This is a genomic window from Micromonospora sp. WMMD998 (assembly GCF_029581235.1).
GTDB lineage: Bacteria > Actinomycetota > Actinomycetes > Mycobacteriales > Micromonosporaceae > Micromonospora.
Map to the genome: position 1 here is coordinate 6,361,952 of NZ_CP120740.1, position 25,624 is coordinate 6,387,575.

Annotated in this window: 30 protein-coding genes and 1 pseudogene; 19 read left to right on the forward strand and 12 right to left on the reverse strand. The window is 72.0% G+C overall.

From position 1 onward, the window contains the following. Position 1: 1 nt before the first annotated feature. From O7619_RS28945 to O7619_RS28955, 3 genes are read right to left on the reverse strand one after another with little or no spacing between them, the layout of a single operon-like run. Positions 2 to 1,009, reverse strand: coding sequence for an ABC transporter permease (locus O7619_RS28945; protein ID WP_282284637.1), 1,008 nt, complete (start codon positions 1,007 to 1,009; stop codon positions 2 to 4). Beyond that, the gene (locus O7619_RS28950; RefSeq protein WP_282284638.1) at positions 1,006 to 2,016 is read right to left on the reverse strand and encodes a dipeptide ABC transporter ATP-binding protein; all 1,011 of its coding nucleotides are present in this window, start codon (positions 2,014 to 2,016) and stop codon (positions 1,006 to 1,008) included. The genes O7619_RS28945 and O7619_RS28950 overlap by 4 nt, the downstream gene beginning before the upstream one ends. Then, complete coding sequence (locus O7619_RS28955; RefSeq protein ID WP_282284640.1) at positions 2,013 to 3,116, reverse strand: ABC transporter ATP-binding protein; 1,104 nt, start codon at positions 3,114 to 3,116, stop codon at positions 2,013 to 2,015. The genes O7619_RS28950 and O7619_RS28955 overlap by 4 nt, the downstream gene beginning before the upstream one ends. A gap of 239 nt (positions 3,117 to 3,355) precedes the next feature. On the opposite strand from O7619_RS28955, the gene O7619_RS28960 reads away from it, so the two are divergent. The 6 genes from O7619_RS28960 (at position 3,356) to O7619_RS28985 (ending at position 10,795) form a co-directional block, all read left to right on the forward strand. After that, positions 3,356 to 3,904: a Uma2 family endonuclease gene (locus O7619_RS28960; RefSeq protein WP_282284642.1), complete on the forward strand. Its 549-nt coding sequence runs from the start codon at positions 3,356 to 3,358 to the stop codon at positions 3,902 to 3,904. A gap of 33 nt (positions 3,905 to 3,937) precedes the next feature. After that, on the forward strand, positions 3,938 to 5,371 hold the full coding sequence (locus tag O7619_RS28965; RefSeq protein ID WP_282284644.1) for a TldD/PmbA family protein: 1,434 nt from the start codon (positions 3,938 to 3,940) through the stop codon (positions 5,369 to 5,371). After that, on the forward strand, positions 5,368 to 6,786 hold the full coding sequence (locus O7619_RS28970) for a metallopeptidase TldD-related protein (RefSeq protein ID WP_282284645.1): 1,419 nt from the start codon (positions 5,368 to 5,370) through the stop codon (positions 6,784 to 6,786). Before O7619_RS28965 ends, O7619_RS28970 begins: the two co-directional genes overlap by 4 nt. Positions 6,787 to 6,994: 208 nt before the next feature. Further along, positions 6,995 to 7,801 carry a hypothetical protein gene (locus tag O7619_RS28975; RefSeq protein WP_282284647.1) on the forward strand — a complete coding sequence of 269 codons (807 nt, stop codon included), beginning with the start codon at positions 6,995 to 6,997 and terminating at the stop codon, positions 7,799 to 7,801. 10 nt (positions 7,802 to 7,811) lie between these two features. Continuing rightward, positions 7,812 to 9,725 carry a fumarate reductase/succinate dehydrogenase flavoprotein subunit gene (locus O7619_RS28980; RefSeq protein WP_282284648.1) on the forward strand — a complete coding sequence of 638 codons (1,914 nt, stop codon included), beginning with the start codon at positions 7,812 to 7,814 and terminating at the stop codon, positions 9,723 to 9,725. Continuing rightward, a complete protein-coding gene (locus tag O7619_RS28985) occupies positions 9,725 to 10,795 on the forward strand; it encodes a succinate dehydrogenase/fumarate reductase iron-sulfur subunit (protein WP_282284650.1) in 1,071 nt (356 codons plus the stop codon). Before O7619_RS28980 ends, O7619_RS28985 begins: the two co-directional genes overlap by 1 nt. A 164-nt stretch (positions 10,796 to 10,959) precedes the next feature. On the opposite strand, the gene O7619_RS28990 is transcribed toward O7619_RS28985, so the two are convergent. After that, on the reverse strand, positions 10,960 to 11,349 hold the full coding sequence (locus O7619_RS28990; RefSeq protein WP_282284651.1) for a (deoxy)nucleoside triphosphate pyrophosphohydrolase: 390 nt from the start codon (positions 11,347 to 11,349) through the stop codon (positions 10,960 to 10,962). Positions 11,350 to 11,590: 241 nt separating this feature from the next. On the opposite strand from O7619_RS28990, the gene O7619_RS28995 reads away from it, so the two are divergent. Genes O7619_RS28995 through O7619_RS29015 form a run of 5 tightly spaced genes read left to right on the forward strand, consistent with a single transcriptional unit; the run spans position 11,591 to position 14,316 of the window. After that, positions 11,591 to 11,899 carry a 4a-hydroxytetrahydrobiopterin dehydratase gene (locus tag O7619_RS28995; protein ID WP_282284652.1) on the forward strand — a complete coding sequence of 103 codons (309 nt, stop codon included), beginning with the start codon at positions 11,591 to 11,593 and terminating at the stop codon, positions 11,897 to 11,899. Positions 11,900 to 11,930: 31 nt separating this feature from the next. Further along, positions 11,931 to 12,293: a PH domain-containing protein gene (locus tag O7619_RS29000; protein ID WP_282284653.1), complete on the forward strand. Its 363-nt coding sequence runs from the start codon at positions 11,931 to 11,933 to the stop codon at positions 12,291 to 12,293. Between the two features lie 27 nt (positions 12,294 to 12,320). Further along, a complete protein-coding gene (locus tag O7619_RS29005; RefSeq protein ID WP_282284655.1) occupies positions 12,321 to 13,037 on the forward strand; it encodes an ElyC/SanA/YdcF family protein in 717 nt (238 codons plus the stop codon). A 41-nt stretch (positions 13,038 to 13,078) separates the two neighbouring features. Then, a complete protein-coding gene (locus O7619_RS29010) occupies positions 13,079 to 13,810 on the forward strand; it encodes a class I SAM-dependent methyltransferase (RefSeq protein ID WP_282284657.1) in 732 nt (243 codons plus the stop codon). Positions 13,811 to 13,821: 11 nt separating this feature from the next. Then, entirely contained in the window at positions 13,822 to 14,316 is a 495-nt protein-coding gene (locus O7619_RS29015) for a GNAT family N-acetyltransferase (RefSeq protein WP_282284659.1), read from the forward strand. 27 nt (positions 14,317 to 14,343) lie between these two features. Here O7619_RS29015 and O7619_RS29020 read toward each other — a convergent pair whose 3' ends face one another. The 4 genes from O7619_RS29020 to O7619_RS29035 form a co-directional block, all read right to left on the reverse strand. Continuing rightward, a complete protein-coding gene (locus tag O7619_RS29020) occupies positions 14,344 to 15,138 on the reverse strand; it encodes an ABC transporter permease (protein ID WP_282284661.1) in 795 nt (264 codons plus the stop codon). Further along, entirely contained in the window at positions 15,135 to 16,070 is a 936-nt protein-coding gene (locus O7619_RS29025) for an ATP-binding cassette domain-containing protein (RefSeq protein ID WP_282284663.1), read from the reverse strand. Before O7619_RS29025 ends, O7619_RS29020 begins: the two co-directional genes overlap by 4 nt. 12 nt (positions 16,071 to 16,082) lie before the next feature. Next, positions 16,083 to 16,922 (reverse strand): DUF4097 family beta strand repeat-containing protein, encoded by an 840-nt coding sequence (locus O7619_RS29030; protein ID WP_282284665.1) that lies wholly within the window; start codon positions 16,920 to 16,922, stop codon positions 16,083 to 16,085. An 83-nt stretch (positions 16,923 to 17,005) separates the two neighbouring features. Continuing rightward, complete coding sequence (locus O7619_RS29035) at positions 17,006 to 17,524, reverse strand: ribbon-helix-helix protein, CopG family (RefSeq protein WP_282284666.1); 519 nt, start codon at positions 17,522 to 17,524, stop codon at positions 17,006 to 17,008. Positions 17,525 to 17,754: 230 nt separating this feature from the next. On the opposite strand from O7619_RS29035, the gene O7619_RS29040 reads away from it, so the two are divergent. Beyond that, positions 17,755 to 18,336, forward strand: coding sequence for a Uma2 family endonuclease (locus O7619_RS29040; protein WP_282284668.1), 582 nt, complete (start codon positions 17,755 to 17,757; stop codon positions 18,334 to 18,336). Positions 18,337 to 18,342: 6 nt separating this feature from the next. Then, a complete protein-coding gene (locus O7619_RS29045; protein ID WP_282288986.1) occupies positions 18,343 to 18,756 on the forward strand; it encodes a GNAT family protein in 414 nt (137 codons plus the stop codon). Positions 18,757 to 18,781: 25 nt separating this feature from the next. Here O7619_RS29045 and O7619_RS29050 read toward each other — a convergent pair whose 3' ends face one another. Further along, positions 18,782 to 19,240: an ArsI/CadI family heavy metal resistance metalloenzyme gene (locus O7619_RS29050; RefSeq protein WP_282284670.1), complete on the reverse strand. Its 459-nt coding sequence runs from the start codon at positions 19,238 to 19,240 to the stop codon at positions 18,782 to 18,784. 76 nt (positions 19,241 to 19,316) lie between these two features. Between O7619_RS29050 and O7619_RS29055 the strand changes: the two genes are divergently transcribed. From O7619_RS29055 to O7619_RS30195, 4 genes and pseudogenes are all read left to right on the forward strand, one after another. After that, positions 19,317 to 19,673, forward strand: coding sequence for a metalloregulator ArsR/SmtB family transcription factor (locus tag O7619_RS29055; protein WP_282284671.1), 357 nt, complete (start codon positions 19,317 to 19,319; stop codon positions 19,671 to 19,673). Then, a complete protein-coding gene (locus tag O7619_RS29060; RefSeq protein WP_282284673.1) occupies positions 19,670 to 20,407 on the forward strand; it encodes an aquaporin in 738 nt (245 codons plus the stop codon). Before O7619_RS29055 ends, O7619_RS29060 begins: the two co-directional genes overlap by 4 nt. After that, positions 20,404 to 20,805, forward strand: coding sequence for an arsenate reductase ArsC (locus tag O7619_RS29065; RefSeq protein WP_282284675.1), 402 nt, complete (start codon positions 20,404 to 20,406; stop codon positions 20,803 to 20,805). The genes O7619_RS29060 and O7619_RS29065 overlap by 4 nt, the downstream gene beginning before the upstream one ends. A 143-nt stretch (positions 20,806 to 20,948) precedes the next feature. Further along, a pseudogene (locus tag O7619_RS30195) lies at positions 20,949 to 21,020 on the forward strand (GntR family transcriptional regulator); the annotation flags it as partial. 29 nt (positions 21,021 to 21,049) lie between these two features. Here O7619_RS30195 and ychF read toward each other — a convergent pair. From ychF to O7619_RS29080, 3 genes are all read right to left on the reverse strand, one after another. Further along, a complete protein-coding gene (ychF, locus tag O7619_RS29070; RefSeq protein ID WP_281586736.1) occupies positions 21,050 to 22,135 on the reverse strand; it encodes a redox-regulated ATPase YchF in 1,086 nt (361 codons plus the stop codon). Positions 22,136 to 22,146: 11 nt separating this feature from the next. Then, on the reverse strand, positions 22,147 to 22,908 hold the full coding sequence (locus O7619_RS29075; RefSeq protein ID WP_282284677.1) for a peptidase E: 762 nt from the start codon (positions 22,906 to 22,908) through the stop codon (positions 22,147 to 22,149). A 71-nt stretch (positions 22,909 to 22,979) separates the two neighbouring features. After that, positions 22,980 to 23,444, reverse strand: coding sequence for a hypothetical protein (locus O7619_RS29080; RefSeq protein WP_282284678.1), 465 nt, complete (start codon positions 23,442 to 23,444; stop codon positions 22,980 to 22,982). 212 nt (positions 23,445 to 23,656) lie between these two features. On the opposite strand from O7619_RS29080, the gene O7619_RS29085 reads away from it, so the two are divergent. Then, entirely contained in the window at positions 23,657 to 25,108 is a 1,452-nt protein-coding gene (locus tag O7619_RS29085) for an AlkA N-terminal domain-containing protein (protein WP_282284679.1), read from the forward strand. After that, entirely contained in the window at positions 25,105 to 25,617 is a 513-nt protein-coding gene (locus tag O7619_RS29090; RefSeq protein WP_282284680.1) for a methylated-DNA--[protein]-cysteine S-methyltransferase, read from the forward strand. The genes O7619_RS29085 and O7619_RS29090 overlap by 4 nt, the downstream gene beginning before the upstream one ends. Positions 25,618 to 25,624 lie beyond the last annotated feature (7 nt).

A 25,624-nucleotide genomic window follows, 5' to 3' on the forward strand; every position in this document is an offset into this window, starting at 1 on the left:
CCTACCGGGACGACTTCGGGTCGAGCGCGTCGCGCAGCGCGTCGCCGAAGAGGTTGAAGGCGAACACGAGCGCGAAGATCGTGATGCCGGGGAAGAAGACGTACGCCGGATCGGTCTGGAGGTAGTCGAGGCTGCGGTAGATCATCCGCCCGAAGCTCGGCGTCTCGTCGGTCAGTCCGACGCCGATGAACGACAGTGCCGCTTCGCTGGTGATGTATTGCGGCACCGCCAGCGAGAAGGCGACCAGGATCGGCGCCCAGACGTTCGGCAGCAACTGCCGGAACAGCATGTGCCCCAGCCCGGCGCCGCTGGCCCGGGCCGCCTCCACGAACTCGCGCTCGCGCAGCGCGATGATCTGACCCCGGACCAGGCGGGCGGTGCTGGTCCAGCCGAACAGCGCGAAGATCGCGATCAGCACCCCGATCTGGAAGTACGCCGGGACGGCCTCCCGCGGGCCGTAGAAGCGCAGCGCCACGGTCGGCATCAGCGCCAGCGCGATGATCAGGAACGGCATGGCCAGGGTCAGGTCGGTGATCCAGTTGATCACCGTGTCCAGCCAGCCGCCCAGGTAGCCGGCGAGCGTACCCAGCGTCACGCCGATCACGGCGGTCAGCACGGCGGCGGCGAACGCGATGAACAGCGACGTGCGCAGGCCGTGCACCATCCGGACGAAGATGTCCCGGCCCAGGCCGGGTTCCAGCCCGAACCAGTGCTCGCCGGTGACGCCACCGGCGTAGCCCAGCGGCATGCCGTAGCCGTCGAGCCGGCTCTGGAACTGCTCCTTCGGCCCCACCCCGTAGAGCGCCTCGATCAGCGGGACGGCGAGCGCGACGAGCACGAAGAAGACGAGCAGCGCGCCGCTGACCAGGGCGGTGCGGTCCCGCCGCAGCCGCGCCAGGGCGAGTTGGCCGGGCGAGCGGCCGACGAACTCCCGGTCCCGGCGCTCGTCGCCGTCGCCCGGTGAGTCGATCTCGGCGAGCGCCACGCCCTCGACCGGGGACAGGCTCATGTCGGCACCTCCACGGATTGGCTCGTCGGGGTGTTCTCCGGGTGGTGGCAGGCGGTGAGTTGAGCGCCGCCGTCGCGGGTGACGAGCGCCGGTTCCTCGGCGGCACAGCGGTCGGTGGCCTTCCAGCAGCGGGTGCGGAAGCGGCAGCCGGAGGGCGGGTTGAGCGGGGTGGGCACGTCACCGGTGAGGCGGATGCGGCCGGCCGGTCCGAGCGTGGTGACGTCGGGGATGGCCGACAGCAACGCCCGGGTGTACGGGTGTTGCGGGCGGGTGTAGATGGCGTCCCGGTCGCCGATCTCGACGATCCGGCCGAGGTACATGACCGCGACGCGGTGGCTGAAGTGGCGGATCACGGCCAGGTCGTGGGCGATGAACACGAACGCCAGGTCGAGGTCGCGTTGCAGGTCGCGCAGCAGGTTGATGACCTGCGCCTGGATGGAGACGTCGAGCGCGCTGACGGGTTCGTCGGCGACGATCAGCTTCGGTTCCAGGGCCAGGGCCCGGGCGATGCCGATGCGTTGACGTTGCCCGCCGGAGAACTCGTGCGGATATCTGTTGTAGTGCTCCGGGTTCAACCCGACGAGTTCCAGTAACTCCTGTACGCGCTTCTTCACCCCGCCGGGCGGGGTGATCCGGTTGACCTGCAACGGCATCGCCACGATCCGCCCGACGGTGTGACGGGGGTTCAACGACGCGTACGGGTCCTGGAAGATGATCTGTAGGTCCTGCCGCAGCGAGCGGAGGTCACGACGGCCGGCGTGGGTGATGTCCCGGCCGGCGAACGTGATGCTGCCGGCGGTGGGCTCCAGCAGCCGCACCAGCATGCGCCCGGTGGTGGTCTTGCCGCACCCCGACTCCCCCACCAGGCCCAGGGTCTCCCCCGGCCGCACGTCGAAGTCGAGCCCGTCGACCGCCCGCACCACCCCCCTGCCCCGCAGGCCGTCGCGGACGGGGAAGTGTTTGGTCAGCCCCCGCACCGACAGCAGTGCGGTCGAATCGGCACTCATCGGACCACTCCCACCTGGGCAATCTCGTCGCGGTAGATCCGCTGCCGGTCCGCCGCGGACAGGTGACAGGCCACCAGATGCTCCGGCTGGCCGGCGTCACGCAACCGCGGGACCTCGGTACGGGACCGGTCGCCGTTGACGTCGGCGTACCGGCACCGCGGGTGGAACGCGCACCCCGACGGCAGATGGATCAACGACGGCGGGTTGCCCGGGATGGGCACCAGGTCCGCGTCCGCGTCGCCGTGCAACGACGGCACGCTCGACAACAAGCCCCAGGTGTACGGATGCTGCGGCGCCCGCAGCACCTGGGCCACGCTGCCCCGCTCCACCGCCCGTCCCCCGTACATGACGAGCACGTCGTCGGCCACCTGCGACACCACACCCAGGTCATGGGTGATCAGGATGATCGCCGAGCGGAACTCCTCCTGAAGGTCGGCGAGGAGGTCGAGGATCTGCGCCTGCACGGTCACGTCCAACGCCGTGGTCGGCTCGTCGGCGATCAGCAGGTCCGGGTCGTTGACCAGGGCCATCGCGATCATCGCGCGCTGCCGCATGCCACCGGAGAACTCGTGCGGGTACTGCTCGTACCGCCGCTCGGGCTGCGGGATCCCCACCCGGCCCAGCATGTCCACCGCCCGCGTCCGGGCCTCCCGCCGACCGGCCTTCGGGTGGTGCACCCGGTACGCCTCGGCGATCTGCCTGCCCACCGTGAAGTAGGGGTGCAACGCGGACAGCGGATCCTGGAAGATCATCGCCATGTCCCGGCCCCGCAGCCGCCGTACCTCCTCCTCGGGCCGGCCGACGAGCTGACGCCCGCCGACGGAGATCTCCCCGGTGATGGTGGCGCGTGCGGAGTTGTGCAGCCCGAGGATCGCCAACGACGTCACGCTCTTGCCGGAGCCGGACTCGCCCACGATGCCCAGCGTGCGACCCCGCTGGACGGCGAACGACACCCCGTCCACGGCCCGGACCACGCCGTCCTCGGTGTCGAACCGCACCCGCAGGTCTCTGACCTGGAGATACGGCGCGTCGCCGGCGCGTTGCTCCGGCGCCTCGGGGCGGTCCGGCTCCCCGGACGGCGCCGCCTCCGACCTGCTCATGACCGCCTCCCCCTCGGTGATGAAGAGAACCTACAGCAATCCTCTGGAGGCGAAAATAAGCTACATCGAGCGGTCTGTCAGCGGTCAGAGCGTAACGACTGGGTTTCCGACCCGCAGCCCGTCACCTGGGACATTCACCATCGCAACTAGGCGTGACCGCCCCCTTCGTCGCACCCGAGGTGCGACCATGGTCGCGGCGACCACGGGACGATTCCCGCCGACGCGAGGTGGAGGTGACCATGACGGCGGCGGTGTTCGGCCACGACGGCCCATGGACCGAAGAGGAATACCTCGCCCTCGACACGACGCGGCAACGTGTCGAACTCTTCGACGGGAGCCTCCACGTGACGCCGGCACCAACCCCACGGCACCAACGCATCCAGCGCAACCTCGGCAACCTGCTGGAGGCGGCGGCGCGCCGCGTGGGCCTGGAGCTGCTGGAGACGGTGAACGTCCGGCTACGGCCGGGCCGGATCCCCATTCCCGATCTGGTCGTCACCGAGCCGATCGACTTCGACGAGCCGATGATCGAGGCACGGGACGTGCGGCTCGTCTGCGAGGTCATCTCGCCCGGCAACGCGGCCACCGACAAGGTGCTCAAGATGCACTACTACGCCGCTGCCGAGATCGAGTGGTACCTGCTCGTCGAGCAGGAGAACGGCACGCTCCACCTCTACCGGCGGCAGGGGCGGCACTACCGGGAGGTGTCGGTGACCAAGCCCGGCGACGTGCTGGAGCTGTCCGAACCCGTCCGGGCCACGATCCGGCCGGAGGAACTCGTCCCCTGACGGATGTCGGTGCGCTCGCCTAGGGTCGGGCGCATGGGATTCGATGCGGCGACCGCCGCCGTGCAGGCCGCCCTCGACGCGGGGGCCCGCTACGCCGACGCCCGGGTGATGTACCGCCGCTACGAGTCGATGTCGGCCCGCAACGGCGACGTCGAGGAGCTGACCCAGCACGAGAGCATCGGGCTGGGCGTGCGCGCCCTGGTCGGCTCCGGGTGGGGCTTTGACGCCGTACCCGAGCTGTCCGACGCCGCGGCCCGCGACGCCGGCCGGCGCGCCGCGGTGATCGCCGCCGCGAGCGCGCGGGTTCCCGGCCCGCCGATCGACCTGGTGCCGGTCGACGCGGCGGTGGCGAGTTGGGCCTCGGAATGCGCGGTCGATCCGCTCGGGGTGCCGCTGTCGGCAAAGGGCGACCTGCTGGTCGGCGCCACCGCCACGATGCGCGAGCACGGCGCCGACCTTGCCGAGGGGCTCTACCAGATCTGGGACACCACGAAGTGGTTCGTCTCCAGCGAGGGCCACCGGATCGACCAGCACATCCGGGAGTGCGGCGGTGGCATCTCGGCCACCTCGATCGGCGACGGCGAGACGCAACGGCGGTCCTACCCGAGCTACCGCGGGCAGTACGGCACCACCGGTTGGGAGCTGGTCACCTCGCTCGACCTGGCCGCGCACGCGGCCCGGATCGCCGAGGAGTCCCGGGAGCTGCTCACCGCGCCGGAGTGCCCGGCCGGCGAGACCGACCTGATCCTCGGCGGTGAGCAGCTCGCGTTGCAGATCCACGAGTCGGTCGGGCACGCCATCGAGCTGGACCGCATCCTCGGCTGGGAGGCGGCCTTCGCCGGCACGTCCTGGCTCGACCTGGCCCGCCTCGGCTCGCTGCGCTACGGCTCCGAGCTGATGAACGTGACCATCGACCCGACCATCCCGGGAGCGCTCGGCAGCTTCGGCTTCGACGACGAGGGCTCCCCGGCGGTCGCCCGGGACGCGGTCCGCGAGGGTCGGTGGGTCGGCGTGCTCGCCGGCCGGGACTCGGCCGCCGTCGCCGGCCTGGGATACGGCGGCAGCGTACGCGCCGACGGCTGGGCCCGGCTGCCGATGGTGCGGATGACGAACGTGGGCCTCGAACCGGGCCCGCACACGCTCGACGAGATCATCGCGGCCACCGACGACGGGGTGCTGATGGACATCAACAGGTCCTGGTCGATCGACGACAAGCGGCTCAACTTCCAGTTCGGCTGCGAGGTCGGCTGGGAGGTGCGCAACGGCCGGCGGGGGCGGATGCTGCGCAACCCGACCTACACCGGCATCGGGCCGGTCTTCTGGCGCTCGATGGACATGCTCTCCGCGGAGAGCGTCGCCTGGGGCACGCCCAACTGCGGCAAGGGGCAGCCCGGCCAGGTCGGGCACACCGGCCACCCGGCCGCGCCGGCCCGCTTCCGCAACATCCGCGTGGGGGTGCGCGCGTGAGCGAACGCACCGAGCGCAGCGACGAAGGGGATCTCGCGGCCCGGGTGGTGGAGTTGGTCCGGCGCGCGGCCGGACCGGCCGCCGAGGTCGAGGTGCTGGTGACCCGCTCCGAGCTGGCCCTGACCCGGTTCGCCAACTCGTTCATCCACCAGAACGTGGCCGAGAGCGGCACCGCCGTGCACCTGCGGCTGCACGTCGACGGCCGGACCGCCACGGGCGGCGGCAGTCGGTTCGACCCGGACGGGCTGGCCGCGCTTGTCGAGCAGACCCGGGCGGCGGCCCGGCTCGCCCCGCTCGACCCGGCCTGGCCGGGGCTCACCGCGCCGACGCCGACGCCGTCCGGCCCGGCCGTCGACCAGGCCACCGCGTTCGCGTCCCCCGACGACCGGGCCACCCGGGTACGCGCGTTCGTGGACGCGGTCGAGGGATTGGAGGCGGCCGGCTACTGCCGCACGGCGTACCGGTCCGGGGCGTTCGCCAACTCCGCCGGGCATTCGGCGGTGGGGCAGGCGGCCGAGGCGGCCATGGACGGCATCGCCCGCACCGGCGGCGCGGACGGGGTGGCCCGGCACTGCGCCGACCGCCTCGCCGACCTGGACGGCGCCGCGCTCGGTGCCCGCGCGGCGGCGAAGGCGCGGGCCGCGAGCGACCCGGTCGAGCTGCCGGCGGGGCGCTACGAGGTGGTGCTGGAGCCGGCCGCCGTGGCGGACCTGCTGCAGAACCTCGCCTGGTACGGCTTCAACGGCAAGCGGCACACCGAGGGGCAGTCCTTCGCCGAACTGGGCACGGCCCAGTTCGATCCGGCGGTGACGCTTGTGGACGACCCGTTGCACGCCTCGACGCTGCCGTTCGACCTGGAGGGCACGCCCCGGCGGGCGTTGCCCCTGGTGGAGGCGGGCACCACCCGGGCGGTGGCGCACGACCGGCGCAGCGGGGCCGAGGCGGGCGCCGGGTCCACCGGGCACGGCATGCCCGGCGGGTCGACGTTCGGCCCGATCGCGGGCAACGTCCGCCTGCTGCCGGCCGGGAACCCGGCCGGCGGGGTCGCGGCCGGGCCGGTGAGCGCCGGGGTGACCGGGGCGGTGGGCGACCCGGACACCGCGGCCCTGGTCGCCGGCGTGCGGCGCGGGTTGCTGGTGAGCGACTTCTGGTACACGCGGGTGCTCGATCCGAAGCGGTTGGTGATCACCGGGCTGACCCGCAACGGCGTGTGGCTGGTCGAGGACGGCGTGCCGACCCGGGCGGTGCGCGACTTCCGGTTCACCGAGTCCTACCCGCGCGCACTGGGGCCGGGTCGGGTGCTCGGCCTGGGCCGGCGCGCGGTCCGCCAGCCGGACCGCGTCGACGGGTCCTGGTCGGAGGCGCCGGCGCTGCGGTTGGCCTCGTGGAACTTCACCGGCGGCGCGTCCGGCTGACCGGTCGGCTCCGCCAGGTGACCGGTCGGCGCGCCGCGCATCTTGATCATGATTCGGGGCTTTCCAACCAGCGGGACACACGGGACACTGCGTTGCGCGGCCGGGCCGTGAAGATCGGCGTAACGTGTGTCACTTGACCGCGCCGGTTTCGGGGCGCGGTCCCGCATGTGCGCAGGACGTGACAGTGACGTCAGGGAGATGACTCGACATGACATCAACGGCAACGAGACCGCGGGGCGCGCGGGCGCGTGCCGCCATCGCGGCGAAGACGTTGCGGACCGACCGCTGGTGGCTCGCGCCACTGATCACCGTCGTCGGACTCAGTGCCTGGGTCATCTACGCGACCGTCCGGGTCTTCATGCACAAGTGGTACTGGGTCGACCAATACCACTACCTGACGCCGTTCTACTCGCCGTGTGTGACCGAGCGGTGCGTCGAGGGCTCCTCGCACTTCGGCAGCTTCCTGCCCGGCTGGTGGATCATTCCGGACGCGGCGCTGACCCTGCCGTTCCTGCTGCTGTTCCGGCTGACCTGCTACTACTACCGCAAGGCGTACTACCGGTCGTTCTGGCTGTCGCCGCCGGCCTGCGCGGTGCCGGACGGGCACCAGTCGTACAGCGGTGAGACCCGGTTCCCGCTGCTCGGGCAGAACCTGCACCGTTACTTCTTCTACGCCGCCGCGATCATCTCGCTGATCAACACCTGGGACGCGATCTACGCCTTCCACTCCCCGGAGGGCTTCGGTTTCGGCCTGGGCAACATCGTGCTGCTGGTGAACGTGGTGATGCTCTGGGCATACACCATCTCCTGCCACTCCTGCCGACACATCATCGGCGGCCGGCTCAAGCACTTCTCCAAGCACCCGGTGCGCTACAAGGCGTGGACCGGCGTGTCGTGGTTGAACGTCCGGCACATGCAGCTCGCCTGGATCACCCTGGGCACCCTGGCGCTCACCGACTTCTACGTGATGGCGGTGGCCGCCGGCTGGTTCAACGACCTGCGGTTCATCAACTGAGAGCCTGGACATGACTGAGACGCGAATCGAACGACACCACTACGACGTCGTCGTGATCGGGGCCGGTGGCGCCGGCCTGCGCGCGGCGATCGAGGCCCGGCTGGCCGGCAAGAAGACCGCGATCATCTCGAAGTCGCTGTTCGGCAAGGCCCACACGGTGATGGCCGAGGGCGGCGCCGCGGCGGCGATGGGCAACGTGAACTCGCGGGACAACTGGCAGGTGCACTTCCGGGACACCATGCGGGGCGGCAAGTTCCTCAACAACTTCCGGATGGCCGAGCTGCACGCCAAGGAGTCGCCGCAGCGGATCTGGGAGCTGGAGACGTACGGCGCGCTGTTCGACCGGACGAAGGACGGCAAGATCTCGCAGCGCAACTTCGGCGGCCACGAATATCCGCGCCTGGCGCACGTGGGCGACCGGACCGGCCTGGAGCTGATCCGCACGCTCCAGCAGAAGATCGTCTCTCTCCAGCAGGAGGACAAGCGCGAGTTCGGCAGCTACGACGCCCGGATCCGGGTCTTCTCCGAGACCACGATCACCGAGCTGCTGCTCGACGGCGACCGCGTCGCCGGGGCGTTCGGCTACTACCGGGAGTCCGGCGAGTTCGTCCTGTTCGAGGCGCCGGCCGTGGTGCTGGCCACCGGCGGCGTCGGCCGGTCCTACAAGGTCACCTCGAACTCCTGGGAATACACCGGTGACGGTCACGCGCTGGCGCTGCGTTCCGGGGCCACGCTGATCAACATGGAGTTCCTCCAGTTCCACCCGACCGGCATGGTCTGGCCGCCCTCGGTGAAGGGCATCCTGGTCACCGAGTCGGTGCGCGGCGACGGCGGCGTGCTGAAGAACTCCGACGGCAAGCGGTTCATGTTCGACTACGTCCCGGACGTCTTCCGCAAGCAGTACGCGGAGACGGAGGAGGAGGCGGACCGCTGGTACACCGACCCGGACAACAACCGGCGTCCGCCGGAGCTGCTGCCCCGCGACGAGGTCGCCCGGGCGATCAACACCGAGGTCAAGGAGGGCCGGGGTACGCCGGCCGGCGGCGTCTACCTGGACATCGCCTCCCGCAAGTCGGCGGAGGAGATCCGCCGCCGGCTGCCGTCGATGTACCACCAGTTCAAGGAGCTGGCCGACGTCGACATCACCAAGGAGCCGATGGAGGTCGGGCCGACCTGCCACTACGTGATGGGCGGCGTCGAGGTGGACCCGGACACCGGCGCGGCGGCGGGCACCGTACGCGGGCTCTTCGCCGCCGGTGAGGTCTCCGGCGGCATGCACGGCTCCAACCGGCTCGGCGGCAACTCCCTGTCCGACCTGCTGGTCTTCGGCAAGCGGGCGGGCGGGCACGCCGCGACGTACGCGGACGGGCTCAGCGCACGCCCGGCGGTGTCGGTGGCGGCGGTGGAGGCCGCGGTGGAGACGGCGCTGGCGCCGTTGCAGCGCGACACCGGCGAGAGCCCCTACCAGCTCCAGCAGGATCTCCAGGTGGTGATGGGCGACCTGGTCGGCATCATCCGGCGGGAGGGTGAGCTGGCCGACGCGCTGGGCCGGCTGGCCGAGCTGCGGGAACGGGTGGCGAAGGTGAGCGCGGTCGGCGGCCGGCGCTACAACCCGGGCTGGCACCTGGCGCTCGACCTGCGCAACATGCTCGTGGTGTCCGAGTGCACCGCGAAGGCGGCGTTGGAGCGGCAGGAGTCGCGCGGCGGCCACACCCGGGAGGACTACCCGGCGATGGATCCGAAGTGGCGGCGGGTCAACCTGGTCTGCTCGCTCGACGGTGACGCCGTCCGGCTGACCCACAAACCGCTGCCGAAGATGCGGCCGGAGTTGATCGGGCTCTTCGACCGGGCCGAGCTGTCCAAGTATCTGACCGACGAGGAACTCGCCGAGTTCGACGCCCTCACCGAGGAGGCGAACAACTGATGGGAAGCAAGCGCCAGTTCCGCATCTGGCGGGGTGACGAGACCGGCGGCGACCTCAAGGACTACACGGTCGAGGTGAACGAGGGCGAGGTCGTCCTCGACGTGATCCACCGACTCCAGGCCACCGAGGCGCCGGACCTGGCGTGCCGGTGGAACTGCAAGGCCGGAAAGTGCGGCTCCTGCTCGATGGAGATCAACGGCAAGCCGCGGCTGGGCTGCATGACGCGGATGTCGACGTTCGAGGAGGCGGAGACCGTCACGGTCACCCCGCTGCGTACCTTCCCGGTGATCCGGGACCTGGTCACCGACGTCTCGTTCAACTACGAGAAGGCCCGGGAGACGCCGGCGTTCGCGCCTCCGGCGGACGTGGCGCCCGGTGACTACCGGATGCAGCAGGTCGACGTCGAGCGCTCGCAGGAGTTCCGCAAGTGCATCGAGTGCTTCCTCTGCCAGAACGTCTGCCACGTGATCCGTGACCACGACGAGAACAAGCAGGCGTTCTCCGGCCCCCGGTTCTTCATCCGGGCCTCCGAGCTGGACATGCACCCGCTCGACGCGCGCACCGACCGCAAGGAGTACGCGCAGTCCGAGATGGGCCTCGGCTTCTGCAACATCACCAAGTGCTGCACCGAGGTCTGCCCCGAGCACATCAAGATCACCGACAACGGGATCATCCCCATGAAGGAACGGGTCGTCGACCGCAGGTACGATCCCCTCGTATGGCTCGGTAACAAGATCTTCCGGAGGGGTCAGGTGCCTCAGACCAGCGCGACCAGCGGGCATTCGAGCGGCGCGGTGACCGCCGGCGCGGCCCACGGCGGGGTGCACTCGCACGCCGGCGGCTCGCACGACAGCGGCGCCGAGCGCCAGGCCCAGCAGGGCGTCAACTGGCAGCGCGAGGTGCCGCACCCGACGGCCCCGGCGGTCGACGCCAGCGGCCGGCTGCCGCTCACCGAGCTGACCTTCGACCGGGCCGCCGCGCCGTCGCCGTTCGGCGACGACGTGGAGTTCCCGCTGCCGGCGGAGCACCTCAACTTCGCCCACCCGCAGCAGGACGAGCCGAAGCACTGAGCAGCGGCACGACGATGACGGGGGCCAGCGGCACACGCCGCCGGCCCCCGTCCCGTTTCCGACCTGCTGTCCGCTTCGGCGGCGGTCCGGGCCGGCGCGGCTCAGGCGGCGGCGACCCCGCCGGGCGCGCGTCAGGACGGGGCGGCAGCTTCGGCCGGCGCGGCTCAGGACGGGGCGGCGAGCAGGGGGCGCAGCGCGGGCACGATCGGCACGTCGGCCGGCAGCCAGTCGACGCTGTCCAGCTCGGCTGCGGAGAGCCAGCGCAGCTCGGCGTGCTCCAGGGCGGTCGGCTGGTCGCCGTGGAGCAGGCGGGCCGCGTAGATCCGCAGGACCGACCGGCCGTGCGCCATCCGCACGTCCCGCCCGACCCGCGCGCCGACCGCGACCCGGACACCCAACTCCTCGGCGCACTCCCGGGCCAGCGCGTCGGTCTCGGTCTCCCCCGGCTCGACCTTGCCGCCGGGGAACTCCCATCGACCCGCCACCTCGGGGGGCGAGGAGCGTTCGCAGGCGAGGACCCGGCCGGCCACGATGATCGCCGCTCCGACGACCACTCTCGGCTCCCGCCGGTCGGCCTGCCCGCCCTCGCTAAACCGTTCGGTCCGCACGGGCCACCAGCGTGCCAGATCAATCGGCGGTTTGGGTAGCTGAGTCGGCCATCAGGCCAGCAGAACACGGAAGTGTGGGCGTGGACACACCATCTAAGCGACGACAGACTAGAGGGCGTCGACTGGGACACGGGATGGCGACGATTTGGCCACAAGCCGGCAACAACGACGCCTGGGAGGTGCGGTGATGCGCGTGCTGTTCAGCAGCCGGGCGAAGCACGACTACCTCAGCGACGCACTCGCCCTGCTGTCGGGATGGACGCGCGAGGGCGAGCAGATCCGCCGCACGCTGGTCCTCGACGACACCCAGCATGCCGCGCTCACCGAGCGGGTGGCCGTGGTGGCCGACGCCCTGCGCCTGCGCCCCGAGATCAGCCGCCGGGCCGACCACACCCAGATCCGGCTGGGACACGACGACGGCGAGCCACTCACCGAGGGTGAGGTGCTGCTGGCGGCACGCATCGAGGACGCGGTCCGGGCGGTCACCGAGCACTGAGCGCTGGCACGCCTGCCCTACCGTCTAGGGCATGTCTGGCCCGACGTACGACCGCAAGGAACAGTTCCAGCAGATCCAGAGTGGGCTGCTGCCCGGTGAGCAGATCATCGCCGTCTACGACGCCGTCGGCACCGGCACCGGCTTCATCGGCCTGACCGACCGGCGGGTGATCATCCAGGACCGCTCCTTCGTCGGCAAGCGGTACGCCATCACGAGCATCCCGTACTCGAAGATCACCAGCGTGAGCGTGGTGAGCAACAAGTCCTGGGGTGGTTCGTTCTTCTCCACCGGGTCGATCGCCGTGCACGTCGGCGCGCACACCTACGAGGTGGAGTTCCGGGGCTCGGAGAAGAGCCACCACGTGCACAACGTCATCCTGCACCACATCTCCTGACCGGACGGTCGTGACACAATCACCGCCATGCGGGGGCTGATCGCACGGTGGCGCGCCTGGCGCGCCACCCACCGGCGGGCCGTACGCCTGGTCCGCCGGCTCGTCCTGGTCGCCGCGGCCGGGGTGGTGCTGCTGGCCGCGGCGACCGCGGCGAGCGTGGCCTGGATCCGCGCCGACGCCCGGGGGCACCTGTTCACCGCCGCCGGCGTGCCGGACGCGCCGGTGGCCCTGGTGCTGGGCGCCAAGGTGGAGGCCGACGGCAGCCCGTCGCCGTTCCTGGCCGCCCGGCTGGAGATCGCCCGCCAGCTCTACGCCGCCGGCAAGGTCAAGGCGGTCCTGGTCTCCGGCGACCACATGAACTGGGACTACGACGAGCCGGACGCCATGCGTCGCTGGCTCGTCGACCGGGGCGTGCCGGCCGACAAGGTGGTGCTCGACCACGCCGGCTTCGACACCTACGACTCGTGCGTCCGGGCCCGGCGGGTCTTCGGCGTGCGGCGGGCCACCGTGGTCACCCAGTCGTTCCACCTGCCCCGCGCGGTGGCGCTCTGCCGGCACGTCGGCGTCGAGGCCAACGGCGTCGGGGACGACACCGTCCGCCGGTACGCCGGGCAGTGGCGGATCAGCGCCACCCGGGAGTACGGCGCCAGCGTGAAGGCCACGGTGGACGTGCTGTCCGGGCGGGATCCGGTGCACCTCGGCCGCCGGGAGACCGGCGTGGACGACGCGCTGCGGGCGCGGTAATCCGCTTGTCCACCGGGGACGGTCGCTGGTCTGCTGGCGTCATGTCAGTCTTCGATGACCCCGGCCTCTTCGGCCGGCTCTGGGCCGCCGGCTACGACAGCCCCGGCAATCCCGACCCCGCGCCGGCGGTCGACTTCCTCGCGCCGCTGGCCGAGGACGGTCCGGTGCTCGAACTGGCCGTCGGCACCGGTCGGGTGGCTCTGCCGCTGGCCGCCCGCGGCCTGGCCGTGGAGGGCGTCGAGGCGTCCCCGGAGATGGTGGCGCACCTGCGCGCCAAGCCGGGCGGCGAGCACATGCCGGTCACCATCGGCGACATGGCGGACGTGCCGGTTACCGGGCCGTACCGTCTGGTCTTCCTGGTCTTCAACACGCTGTTCAACCTGGTCGACGCGGAGCGTCAGGCGGCGTGTTTCCGCAACGTGGCCCGGGTGCTGGCCCCGGGCGGGGCGTTCGTCATCGAGACCTTCGTGCCGAACCCGGCCGGCTTCGACCGGGACGAGCAGGTCCAGGTCCGCGAGGTGACCGAGGACTCGGCCACCATCCGGATGCATCAGTACGACCGGGCGGCGCAGACGTTCGTGCGTCAGACGATCACGTTCGACGCCGGCGGTGTGCACCTCAAGCCGTTCGCCATGCGGTACGCCTGGCCGGAGCAGATCGACGAGATGGCGGAACGGGCCGGCCTCCACCTCGCCGAGCGGTACGCCGACTGGGACCGGACGCCGTTCGACGCGGACAGCCGCGCCCACATCTCCGTCTACCGCCTCCGGTAGCGTTCCCGTCGATGACAGCCACCGTTGCCGCGATGGACGACGCGCACGCCGACGCCGTGCTGGAGATCTACCGCCTCGGCATCGACGAGGGCGACGCCACGTTCGAGACCGAGCCGCCGGGCTGGGACCGGTTCACCGCCGGCCGGCTGCCCGGCCACCGGTGGGTGGCGCTCGACCCGACCGGGCGGGTGCTCGGTTGGGTGGCCTGCTCGGCGGTCTCCGACAGGTGCGTCTACGCCGGGGTGGTCGAGCACTCCGTCTACGTGCATCCCGAGGCGCGCGGGCGCGGCGTCGGCCGGATGCTGCTGGACGCGCTGATCGCCTCCACCGAGGCGGCCGGCGTCTGGACCATCCAGTCCGGCGTGTTCCCGGAGAACACCGCCAGCCTGGCCCTGCACGCGGCCCGCGGGTTCCGGGTGGTCGGCACCCGGGAGCGGATCGGCCGTCACCACGGCATCTGGCGGGACGTCACGCTCATCGAACGGCGCAGCCCCCGGATCCGCTGACGACGGACCGGGGGCTTCGCGCCGGGTCTAGCGGTTGAACAGCCGCCTCGACCAGAGGTAGCCGCCGAGCGCGATGGCGGCGCACCAGCCGAGCGCGATCCAGCCGTCGTGCCCGATCGGCTCGTTCATGAGCAGCCCGCGCAGGCTCTCGATCATCGGGGTGAACGGCTGGTGCTCGGCGAACCAGCGCAGGCCGGCCGGCATCGAGTCGGTGGGCACGAACCCGCTGCCGAGGAACGGCAGCAGGATCAGCGGCATGGGCAGGTTGCTCGCCGTCTCGACGCTCTCGCTCACCTGGCCGAGCGCGACGGCCAACCAGACAAGCGCGAACGTCACCGCCGCGAGGAGACCGACCGCGCCCAGCCAACCGGCCGCACCGGCGGTGGGGCGGAAGCCGACGAGCAACGCCACGCCGATCACCACGGTCAGGCTGATCGCCGCCTGGATCATGCTGCCGAGGACGTGGCCGGTCAGCACCGACACCCGGGCGATGTGCATGGTGCGGAACCGGGCGATGATGCCCTCGGTCATGTCCATGGCGATCGAGATCGCGGTCCCCTGGACGGTGGCCGCCACGGTCATCAGGATGATCGCCGGCGCCACGTAGTTGGCGTACTCGGCGCGCCCGCCGCCGCTGCCCAGCCCGGCCCCCAGCGTGCCGCCGAGCACATAGACGAAGAGCAGTAGGAAGACCACGGGCATCCCGACGAGCATCACCGTCATCGACGGGTAGCGCAGCATGCGCCTGAGGTTGCGACGCAGCATCGTCACCGAGTCGCGCAGCGGGTGGAAGCGGAGGCCGGTGAGGGCGGGGGTGCTCATGGCGTGGTCACCTTCCGGTCGGTGAGGGCGAGGAAGACGTCGTCGAGGTCGGGGGTGTGCACGGACAGCTCGTCGACCTCGATGCCACCGTCGTCGAGCCGCCCGATCAGGGCCTTCAGCGAGCGCAGGCTGCCGTCGCCGGGCACCCGCAGGGCGAGCGCGTCGGGCTCGCGCGTGGCCCGGTCGAGCACCCGTACCGCCTGGTCGAGACGCTGCGGGTCGGCGAACCGCAGCCGGACGTGCCCGCCGGGGATGCGGCGCTTCAACTCCTCGGCCGTGCCCTCGGCGACCACCCGGCCGTGGTCCAGGACCGCGATCCGGTCGGACAGCTCGTCGGCCTCCTCCAGATACTGGGTGGTCAGGAGGATGGTGACGCCGTCGGCCACCAGGTCGCGGACGATCTGCCACATGTCGCGGCGGCTGCGCGGGTCCAGCCCGGTGGTCGGCTCGTCCAGGAAGATCACGCGCGGGTTGCCGACGAGCGTCATCGCCAGGTCGAGCCGCCGCAGCATCCCACCGGAGTAGGTGGACGCCGGCTTGCCGGCCGCGTCGGTCAGGCCGAACCGGTCCAGCAGCCCGGCCACGCGCCGCCGGCCCTCGTCCCGGCGCAGGTGGTGCAGGTCCGCCATCAGGCGCAGGTTCTCCGCGCCGGTGAGCAGCCTGTCCACCGCGGAGAACTGACCGGTGACGCCGATCGCGGCGCGGACCGCGTCCGGCTCGCGGGCGAGGTCGTGCCCGGCGACCCGGGCCTCGCCGCCGTCGGCGGCGAGCAGCGTGGACAGGATCCGCACCGTCGTGGTCTTGCCCGCGCCGTTCGCGCCGAGCAGCGCGAAGACCGTTCCTTCGGGTACGCGCAGATCGATGCCGTCGAGCACGACGTGGTCGCCGGACGACTTCCGCAACCCGGTGACGGCGATCTGGTTCGTGGTCATGGTCGTCCTCCCTCAGGACCGGTGGATGGTGATGTCGCCGTAGGAGGTGCTGCCACGCACCTCGACGGTCTCCTCGGCGTCGCCGGGCCGGGCGGTGTTCTCCAGCAGGTTGTGTACCTGCCCGAAGCCGGTGTTGACCTCCAGCCACGCGGCGGTGCCCGGCGCGACCCCGATGTCCAGGTCGCCCATGGCCGTGCGGAGCACGACCGAGCCGCGCGCCACCTCGCCGACGCGGATGCCGCCGTTGGAGGTCTTCGCGTCGACGCCCGCGCCGGCGCGGGTGACCTCGACGGCGCCGTTCGCGTTGCGCACCCGCACGTCGCCGGTGGCCGCGTCGATCGTGGTGCCGCCGTTGGAGTTCTTGACCGCCACGGCGCCCTCGACCGCGCCGACCCGGACCGTGCCGGAGCCGGTGGAGATCTCCGCGTCGCCCGTGACCCCGTCGACGGCGACGTGGCCGACACCGGTGTGCAGGCGCAGCGGGCCGGTCCGCTCCAGCCGGACGTCGCCGGTGGTCTTCACCTGGGTCTCGCCGAGCCGGCCGGTGCCGCTGACGCCGCCCATCAGCAGGTGCGCGGAGAGCCGGGAGTCGCTCGGCAGCTCGATCGAGACGTCCACCGAACGGCTCTTCTTCGAGAAGTCGAAGGCGCGCCTCGGGCCGGTGACCTGGAGCGCGCCGTTGGCGAAGTCGACGCGTACCTGCGCGGCGGCCTGGACGTCGGACTCGTCGGCGGCGTTGCTCGGGCGGACCTCCACCACGGTGTCGGCGCGGTCGCCGGCGGCGATCCACACGGAGGCGACGCCGAGGTCCATCGTGACGGTGATCGATTCGGGCGTGTCGAAAACAGGCATGGTTGTCCCCGCATTCCGGGTCGGTGGGTCGTCCCCGCAGGTCAGGGGGACGTGAGAGGAAAAGACGAGTGGATCGGTGCGGTCTAGTGCACCCAGCCGGTCAGGCGCTGCTGGGACCGCTTGCCGCCGTGGCGCGGCTCGGGACGCGACTCCCGGTCGGCCCGGGGCAGGCCGGCGGCGGCGGCCCGGACCAGCCAGGCGTTGACCGACCGGCCCTCTGCCGCGGCGGCCTCCTCGACCGCGGCCTTGAGTTGCTCGGGCATGCGGACGTTGATCCGGGCGACCGGACCGTCCTCGGCGATCGGCAGGTCGATGTCGGGTGCCGCGCTCTCCCCGGGGGAGGCGAGGAGCGGCTCGCCGGGTGGCGTCGTCACCACGAAGTCCGGGTCCCGGCCGCGCAGGCGCAGCTCCACCGAGCCGGGGGCCAGCTCCCGGGTTATCTCGTCGGCGGCGGCCGACAGCGCGTCCAGCAGGGTCATCCGGATCGCCGACTCCAGCGGCCCGGTCAGGCGCTCGACCAGCGCACGCGACTCGTCACCGCCGGCCTCGGCGAGGGCGGCGAACTCCCGCCCGAGGTTGCTCACATACGAGGTCAAGTCCATGGCACTACTGTGGCACACAGGATGGCACCACCGCAAGCCTAGATGGCATCACTTTGGCACGCGGTGACCTCGGTGCAAGGAATCGTTGCTGCTCAAACGTCGTCCAACCCGTGGCATCATCGTGACGCCACGGCGGCATTCGCCGGTGCCGCAACGCTGGCATTGCCCATCCGGCGCGCCGGCAGGATGAGCGCGCAGGTCGGGCCGTTGCCGAGCGCTAGCATGAGGTCATGACTGCGGTGCCCGAGTGGATGCGGCCGCCTCGCCCGGAGGGCTGGTACTCCGAGGACTTGGACCAGCTCACCGAAGCACCACGTCACACCGAACTCATCGACGGAGCACTCGTCTTCATGATGTCTCCCCAACGGGTCTGGCACGCCCGGATGGTCACCGCCCTGGTGAACGCCCTGACGGAGCAGGCACCGACCGGCGTCGAGGTCGACCGGGAGATCACGATCCGGCTCGACAGATGGAATCGCCCCGAGCCCGACCTCCTGGCCACGACCGCGCCGTACGATCCATCCCGCACCTTCTACACGCCCGAAGAGACGCTGCTGGTCGTGGAGGTGGTCTCGCCCGAGTCGGCGCATCGCGACCGCACCGTCAAGCTGCGCAAGTATGCGGAAGCGGGTATCGCGAACTACTGGCGGGTCGAGGACGCGGACGGATCACCGGTGGTCCACACTTACGAGATCGACGGCCCCACCCGGTCGTACGCGCCGACCGGAATCCATCGGAACGAGCTGCACACCTCAACGCCGTTCGCAGTCAAGATCGATCTTGATGGCCTGGTGCCCGGGCATAAGAGCTGAGCCTTCATCCGCCGGCAGTGGAGTCGGGCTGACAGCGGTGCGGGTGTTTCGCTCGCAATCGCCGATCAGGTCACCGGCCAAGCGATCGGCTCGATCGTACTCATGCTTCGGCCGCAGCCGGGCGTGGTCGGCTTCGGCTACTGGGTCATCCCTTCGATGCGGGGGCGAGGCATCGCCACGCGTGCGGTGATGCTGGCGTCCGCCTGGGCGTTGGACGTCGCGGGCATCGAGCGGGTGGAGGCGTGGGTGGAGCCGGACAACCGGGCGTCCCAGCGGGTTCTCGCCGCCGCCGGCTTCGCGCAGGAGGGCGTGCTGCGCAGCTTCCTGGCCTTTCCCGGCCGCCGCGCCGACGCGGTTGTCTTCTCCAGGATCCGGAATGGCCCAGGCGTGAGCAGCCTCGCGCGCCCGCCTTCTCGATGAGGACGGGCGCGCTCGGGCGTGACGATCAGCAGCTACAGGTCGCGGCCCCGCTGGTGGCCGGCTCCTTCCCGTCGGCCGGGGTGCAGCACGCGCTCTCGGCGACCTTGTCCAACTGGGCCGAGTCGGCCTTGACGGTGTAGACCTCCCACGGCTCGTTGCCGGGGCCGCGTACCCAGACCTTGTCCTGGAGGGCGTAGCAGCACTCGGTGTCGTTCTCCTCAAGCGTGATCAGGCCGGCGTCGGTGAGGCGGCTGGTCGCGGCGTTGACCTCGTCGGTGCTCGCCACCTCGACGCCCAGGTGGTCCATGACGGTGGGCTGGTCGCCCTCGCCTTCGAGGAGGACGAGCTTCAGGGGCGGGTTCTCGACCGCGAAGTTGGCGTACCCGGGGCGACGCTTGGCCGGCTCGACGCCGAAGAGCTTGGCGTAGAAGGCCACGGAGCCTTCGAGGTCGGACACGCGCAGGGCGAGCTGGACACGGGACATGAGCACCTCCAGATTAGATCTTTGTCGAAGCAAGGCCCAGGTTGCAGCCTGTTTTGAATTCTGTCAACCTAGAGGCATGTCGAAACAAGCCCTGCCGGGGGTGGCGTGCTGCCCCCCGATCGCGGCCCGCCCGATGGACGCCGAGCAGGCGGCCGTGGTCGCGCCGATGTTCAAGGCCCTGGGCGACCCGGTCCGGCTGCGGCTGATGTCGATGATCGCCTCGGTGCCCGAGATGTGCGTCTGCGACCTGACCCCGGCGTTCGACCTCTCCGGGCCGACCATCTCCCACCACCTGAAGGTGCTGCGCGAGGCCGGCCTGGTCTACTCGGAGCGGCGCGGCACGTGGGTGTGGTACCGGGTGCGGCCGGAGGCGTTCCGGCAGCTCGGCGCGTTGCTCGACATCTCCGCCACCCCCGCCGGCACCGTCGCGTGAGCCTCGCCCTGCCCCGGCGGGCCTCGGCGGAGTTCGCCGGCACCGCCCTGCTCGTCGCCGCCGTGGTCGGCTCCGGGATCGCCGCCACCCGGCTCTCCCCCACCGACGTCGGTCTCCAACTGCTGGAGAACGCGCTCGCCACCGCCCTGGCACTGGGTGCGCTGATCCTGACCTTCGGGCCGGTCTCCGGGGCGCACTTCAACCCGGTCGTCTCCGCCGTCGACTGGTGGATCGGCCGCCGCGCCGGCACCGGCCTCACCGGCCGGGACCTCGCCGCCTACGTCCCGGCCCAGATCGGGGGCGCCATCGCCGGCGCGGTGCTGGCCGATCTGATGTTCGGCCTGCCGGCCGTGGCCTGGTCGCGCACCGGCCGGGCCGGAGGCAACCTGTGGCTGGCCGAAGTGGTCGCCACCACCGGCCTGATCCTCCTGGTCTTCGCCCTCGCCCGATCCGGCCGCACCGCCGCCGCGCCGGCCGCCGTGGGCGCCTGGATCGGGGCCGCCTACTGGTTCACCTCGTCGACGTCGTTCGCCAATCCGGCCGTCACCATCGGCCGGGCCTTCACCGACACCTTCGCCGGCATCGCCCCGGCGTCCGTGCCCGGCTTCGTCGCCGCCCAGCTCGCCGGCGGCCTGGTCGCCACCGCCGCCCTCGCCGTCTGGTATCCGCACGCCGCCGACACGGCTGACGCCGTGGTCGTGCCCCACCTCGCACCGGAGACCGAAGCCCGATGAGCGACAAACCCAGCGTCCTGTTCGTCTGCGTCCACAACGCCGGCCGCTCCCAGATGGCCGCCGGCTGGCTGCGCCACCTCGCCGGCGACACCGTCGAGGTCCGCTCCGCCGGCAGCGAGCCCGCCGACCGGATCAACCCCGTCGCCGTCGAGGCCATGCGTGAGGTCGGCATCGACATCACCGACCAGACGCCCGCCAAACTCACCTGGGACACGGCCGAAGCCAGCGACGTCATCGTCACCATGGGCTGCGGCGACGCCTGCCCGGTCTTCCCCGGCAAGCGCTACGAGGACTGGACGCTCATCGACCCCGCCGGCCAGCCCCTGGACGTCGTACGCCGGGTGCGCGACGACATCCGCACCCGGGTCCAGAAGCTGGTCGACGACCTCCGCCCGTAGTTCTCGGCGACGTCCGACCGGCCTGGCGGTTCAGTTGTAGACCTTGGAAGAAATTGGCCCCTGGAGGGGCCTTCCGCTTCCAAGATCTCGCACTCTCCCGGGTCGCTCGGTCGACTTCCGGGCCCGCAGGCCGGGTTTTGTACGCGATGCAGGTGCTACGGATCAAGGGCATGACCGAGACGCTGCCGGGCGTAGGCGCCTTCGTCGCCGAATAGCCGGTCGGCACGCCTCAGGCACGCCGGATTCAGACGTTGAAGCGGAACTCGACCACGTCGCCGTCCTGCATGACGTACTCCTTGCCCTCGATCCGGACCTTGCCGGCGGCCTTCGCCGCCGCCATCGATCCGGCCGCGACCAGGTCGTCGTAGGAGACCACCTCGGCCTTGATGAAGCCGCGCTGGAAGTCGCTGTGGATCACCCCGGCGGCCTCCGGCGCGGTCGCCCCGATCGAGACGGTCCAGGCCCGCGCCTCCTTGGGGCCGGCGGTGAGGTACGTCTGAAGCCCGAGCGTCCGGAAGCCCACCCGGACGAGTTGGTCGAGCCCCGGCTCGGACTGCCCGATCGACTCCAGCAGCTCGCGGGCCTCGTCCTCGGGCAGGTCCACCAGCTCCGACTCGATCTTCGCGTCCATGAAGACCGCTTCGGCGGGCGCGACCAGGGCGCGCAGCTCGTCGAGGAACGCGGCGTTGCCCAGCTCGGCCTCGTCGACGTTGAAGACGTAGATGAACGGCTTGGTGGTGAGCAGGTGCAACTCGCGCAGGTGCTCCAGCTCGACCTTGGCGGCGGCGGCGCCCGCGTACAGGGTGATGCCGTTGTCGAGGACCTCGGCGGCCTTCTTCGCGGCCTCGACGGCGGCGGCCCGGTCCTTGCGGAGCTTGGCCTCCTTCTCCAGTCGGGGCAGCGCCTTCTCCAGCGTCTGAAGGTCGGCCAGGATCAGCTCGGTGTTGATCGTCTCGATGTCGTCGGCCGGGGAGACCTTGCCGTCGACGTGCACCACGTTCGGGTCGGAGAAGGCGCGCACCACCTGGCAGATCGCCGAGGCGTCGCGGATGTTGGCCAGGAACGCGTTGCCCCGGCCCTGCCCCTTGGAGGCGCCCCGGACCAGGCCGGCGATGTCGACGAACGAGACCGGCGCCGGCAGCACCTTCTGCGAGGAGAAGATCTCGGCGAGCTTGCCCAGGCGCTCGTCGGGGAGCCCGACCACGCCGACGTTCGGCTCGATGGTGGCGAACGGGTAGTTCGCGGCGAGCACGTCGTTCTTGGTAAGCGCGTTGAACAGGGTGCTCTTGCCCACGTTGGGCAGGCCGACGATGCCGATGGTGAGACTCACGACGAGCCAGCTTACGCGGTCGGTCGGTCGTCCGGCCCGGTGGGCAGCAGCCGGGGTTCGATCCGGGTCTCCCGCACCGTGCCGTCGTCGGCGCGGACCAGCTCGTACGCGGCCACGCCGGCCCGGTCGGCCACCGCCTCGACCAGCCGGGTGCCCCGGTAGACCAGCCCGACGCCGTCGTCGGTGCAGTGGCTGGTCGGCAGCGTGCCGTCGGCGACCAGCCGGTGCATCAGCGGCCGGCGCTGCTCCTCGCTGTCGTAGTGCACGCCGTTGCCGTACGGCAGCCAGGCCAGCCCGTCGGTGAAGGGGCGCAGGTCCGGGCCGTAGCTGTCGGTGGCGCCGCCGACGTGCCAGCAGATCGAGCCGGCGGAGACGCCGGCGAGCACCACGCCGGCCTGCCAGCACTCGTGCAGGATCTCCGGCAGGTCGTGCACCCGCCACACCGCGCACAGGTTGGCCACGCTGCCGCCGCCGACCCAGATGATGTCCTGGGCGAGCAGGTGGGCGCGTACGTCCGCGACGTTCGGCATCGGGTAGAGCGCCAGGTGGGAGGCGCGGAACCGGGTGCCGGCGAACGCGCCGTAGAACATCGCGAGGCCGGTGGGCTGGTCGCCGACGGCCTGGCCGAGATAGCAGACCCGGGGCGCGTCGCCGGCCCGCGCCAGCTCGGCCATGAGGTCGAAGAGCTGACTGGGCCGGGCGTCCCAGGGGCCACGCCGCCGGCTGAAGTAGCCCATGCTGGTGGCGACGAGGGTCGGTTCGGTGGCGGGCACGGGGGTCCTTGCGGTCGGCTACGGTGACGCTGGTCATCCTGCCCGACGGCGGGCCGGCCGACCGATCGGGGTCAGCCGGCCCGCAGCCGACGCCGGCCCGCCGGGTGGGTGTCGGCGGCCACCTCCGCGGGCAGCGCGCCGGGCGGCAGCTCCGCGGCGGCGGCGAGCGGCAGGGTGAACCGGTGGGCGGCGGCGGCCCCGGCCGCGTGTGACCGGTCCAGCAGCCAGCGCACCTCGTCGACGGTCCAGCCGAGGCCGGGCCGGGCGGCGATCTCGCGGACCAGGCGCAGGCCGACACGGGTGTCGTCGTCGTAGAAGCGCATGCACCAGTGGTGCGCCCACATGCCGAGCGCGCGCAGCCCGGCCGGGTCGAGCGAGCCGACGAGCCGGCCGCAGGCGGTGTCGGCGAAGGGCCGCCCGGGGTCGTCGGCCCGGTCGCGCTCGATCGCGCCGTAGGCGGCCGGCGCGACGGCCCGCATCCGGTCGTAGAAGCCCTGCACCACCGCGGCGTCGATTCGTGCTCGCCCCGATCGCATATGCCCCGCACCTCTTCTTGAGTTGGTGGCGGGACGGTACCGACCACTTACGACACTTTCCCGGCCGGGTCCCCAAGATCCACGCCACCTCGCCGAGGTGGCGGCATCCGGGGGCCGGGGAAACCGCCACCTCGGCGACCTGGCGCAACTGCCTCATGCCACGTCCGATTCCCGCCAGCCCGGCGCGTGGCCTGCGAGGCAGTATCGGTGGCATGGAGCTGGACTTCGAGCGGTGCTACCGGGCCGTCGACAGCCGCGACCCGCGGTTCGACGGCTGGTTCTACACCGGCGTGACGTCGACCGGGATCTACTGCCGGCCGTCCTGTCCGGCGATGACGCCGAAGCGGCAGAATGTCCGGTTCTTTCCGTCGGCCGCCGCCGCGCAGGGCGCCGGGCTGCGGGCCTGCCGCCGGTGCCGGCCGGACGCCGCGCCGGGCTCCCCGCACTGGGACGTCCGGGCCGACCTGGTCGGTCGCGCGATGCGGCTGATCGCCGACGGCGTGGTCGACCGGGACGGCGTGCCCGGGCTGGCCGTCCGCCTGGGCTACACCGAACGGCACCTGCACCGGATGCTCCGGGCCGAGCTGGGCGCCGGCCCGCTGGCGCTGGCCCGGGCACAACGCGCGCAGACCGCCCGGATCCTGGTCGAGACCACCGGCCTCGGCCTGGCCGAGGTGGCGTTCGCCGCCGGCTTCGGCAGCGTGCGGCAGTTCAACGACACGATCCGCGAGGTGTACGGCATCACCCCGTCCGAGCTGCGGGTCGCCCGGAGCAGCCGACAACCGGCCGGCGGGGCGGGCGCCATCACGCTGCGCCTGGCCTACCGGCCACCGCTGCACGCCGGCGCGCTGCTGGACTTCCTCGCGCTGCGCGCGCTGCCCGGCGTCGAGGAGGTGCGCGACGGGGCGTACCACCGGGGCCTGCGGCTGCCGCACGGACCCGGCACGGCGGTGCTGACCCCGGCCGACGGGCACGTCGCGGCCACGCTGCGGCTGGCCGACATGCGCGACCTCGCGCCCGCGGTGGCCCGCTGCCGGCGCCTGCTCGACCTGGACGCCGACCCGGTCGCGGTGGACGCCACCCTCGCCGGCGACCCGGCCCTGGCCCCGGCGGTCGCCGCGGAGCCGGGCGTCCGGCTGCCGCACACGGTGGACGGTTTCGAGACGGCCGTCCGCGCCGTCACCACCCAGCAGGTCTCGCTCCGGTCGGCCCGGACCACGCTCACCCGCCTGATCGCCGGTGCCCGCCCCGACGGCGGCCCGGTCGTCGACGGGTTACCGGGCGGTCCGCGGGCGTTCCCCACTCCGGCGGAGGTGCTCGCCGCGCCGGACGAGGCGTTCCGGATGCCGGCGGCCCGGCGGGCGACGATCCGGGCGGTGGCCCGGGCCGTCGCGGACGGCGAGCTGGACCTCGAACCCGGCGGCGACCGCGCGGAGGCCGCCCGGCACCTGGCCGAGCTGCCCGGCATCGGGCCGTGGACCGCCGGCTACCTGGCCATGCGCGCGCTCGGCGATCCCGACGTCATCCTCGCCACCGACCTGGGCGTCCGCCGCGGCGCCGCCGCGCTCGGCCTGCCCGACGACCCGAAAACCCTGACCGCGTACGCGGACCGCTGGCGCCCCTGGCGGTCCTACGCGACGATCCGACTCTGGAGAGCGGCATGACCACTGTGGACAGCACCGTCATCGACACTCCCGCCGGGCCGCTGAGCGTGCTCGCCGGGCCCGGCGGGGCGGTACGCGCGGCCGGCTTCACCGCCGACCCGACGGCACTGGTGCCGTTGACGCACCCGAGCCTGCGCGGCGACCTGCGGGAGCGGGCCGACCTCGGCCCGGTGACCGCCGCCGTGCGGGCCTACCTCGACGGCGACCTGGCGGCGATCGACGCGATCGAGGTGGAGCAGCGCACCGACGGCCTGTTCCTGACGCACGCCTGGCAGGTGCTGCGCGACGTCAAACCGGGCGACCCGGTGACCTACACCGGGTTCGCCGCGCTGGCCGGCCGACCGGCCGCGATCCGCGCCGCCGCGGCGGCCTGCGCCCGCAACGCCGCCGCGCTCTTCGTGCCCTGCCACCGGGTGCTGCGCACCGACGGGACGCTCGGCGGCTACCGCTGGGGGCTGGACGTGAAGAAATGGCTTCTCGGGCATGAGGGACGGCTGACGGCTAGCTGACCCCGAG

Excerpts from the sequence above, each read along its gene's own strand:
- O7619_RS28945 (WP_282284637.1), bottom strand. The coding sequence starts at position 1,009 with ATGAGCCTGTCCCCGGTCGAGGGCGTGGCGCTCGCCGAGATCGACTCA.
- O7619_RS28950 (WP_282284638.1), bottom strand. The coding sequence starts at position 2,016 with ATGAGTGCCGATTCGACCGCACTGCTGTCGGTGCGGGGGCTGACCAAA.
- O7619_RS28955 (WP_282284640.1), bottom strand. The coding sequence starts at position 3,116 with ATGAGCAGGTCGGAGGCGGCGCCGTCCGGGGAGCCGGACCGCCCCGAG.
- O7619_RS28960 (WP_282284642.1), top strand. The coding sequence starts at position 3,356 with ATGACGGCGGCGGTGTTCGGCCACGACGGCCCATGGACCGAAGAGGAA.
- O7619_RS28965 (WP_282284644.1), top strand. The coding sequence starts at position 3,938 with ATGGGATTCGATGCGGCGACCGCCGCCGTGCAGGCCGCCCTCGACGCG.
- O7619_RS28975 (WP_282284647.1), top strand. The coding sequence starts at position 6,995 with ATGACATCAACGGCAACGAGACCGCGGGGCGCGCGGGCGCGTGCCGCC.
- O7619_RS28980 (WP_282284648.1), top strand. The coding sequence starts at position 7,812 with ATGACTGAGACGCGAATCGAACGACACCACTACGACGTCGTCGTGATC.
- O7619_RS28985 (WP_282284650.1), top strand. The coding sequence starts at position 9,725 with ATGGGAAGCAAGCGCCAGTTCCGCATCTGGCGGGGTGACGAGACCGGC.
- O7619_RS28995 (WP_282284652.1), top strand. The coding sequence starts at position 11,591 with ATGCGCGTGCTGTTCAGCAGCCGGGCGAAGCACGACTACCTCAGCGAC.
- O7619_RS29000 (WP_282284653.1), top strand. The coding sequence starts at position 11,931 with ATGTCTGGCCCGACGTACGACCGCAAGGAACAGTTCCAGCAGATCCAG.
- O7619_RS29005 (WP_282284655.1), top strand. The coding sequence starts at position 12,321 with ATGCGGGGGCTGATCGCACGGTGGCGCGCCTGGCGCGCCACCCACCGG.
- O7619_RS29010 (WP_282284657.1), top strand. The coding sequence starts at position 13,079 with ATGTCAGTCTTCGATGACCCCGGCCTCTTCGGCCGGCTCTGGGCCGCC.
- O7619_RS29015 (WP_282284659.1), top strand. The coding sequence starts at position 13,822 with ATGACAGCCACCGTTGCCGCGATGGACGACGCGCACGCCGACGCCGTG.
- O7619_RS29020 (WP_282284661.1), bottom strand. The coding sequence starts at position 15,138 with ATGAGCACCCCCGCCCTCACCGGCCTCCGCTTCCACCCGCTGCGCGAC.
- O7619_RS29025 (WP_282284663.1), bottom strand. The coding sequence starts at position 16,070 with ATGACCACGAACCAGATCGCCGTCACCGGGTTGCGGAAGTCGTCCGGC.
- O7619_RS29030 (WP_282284665.1), bottom strand. The coding sequence starts at position 16,922 with ATGCCTGTTTTCGACACGCCCGAATCGATCACCGTCACGATGGACCTC.
- O7619_RS29035 (WP_282284666.1), bottom strand. The coding sequence starts at position 17,524 with ATGGACTTGACCTCGTATGTGAGCAACCTCGGGCGGGAGTTCGCCGCC.
- O7619_RS29040 (WP_282284668.1), top strand. The coding sequence starts at position 17,755 with ATGACTGCGGTGCCCGAGTGGATGCGGCCGCCTCGCCCGGAGGGCTGG.
- O7619_RS29050 (WP_282284670.1), bottom strand. The coding sequence starts at position 19,240 with ATGTCCCGTGTCCAGCTCGCCCTGCGCGTGTCCGACCTCGAAGGCTCC.
- O7619_RS29055 (WP_282284671.1), top strand. The coding sequence starts at position 19,317 with ATGTCGAAACAAGCCCTGCCGGGGGTGGCGTGCTGCCCCCCGATCGCG.
- O7619_RS29065 (WP_282284675.1), top strand. The coding sequence starts at position 20,404 with ATGAGCGACAAACCCAGCGTCCTGTTCGTCTGCGTCCACAACGCCGGC.
- O7619_RS29080 (WP_282284678.1), bottom strand. The coding sequence starts at position 23,444 with ATGCGATCGGGGCGAGCACGAATCGACGCCGCGGTGGTGCAGGGCTTC.
- O7619_RS29085 (WP_282284679.1), top strand. The coding sequence starts at position 23,657 with ATGGAGCTGGACTTCGAGCGGTGCTACCGGGCCGTCGACAGCCGCGAC.
- O7619_RS29090 (WP_282284680.1), top strand. The coding sequence starts at position 25,105 with ATGACCACTGTGGACAGCACCGTCATCGACACTCCCGCCGGGCCGCTG.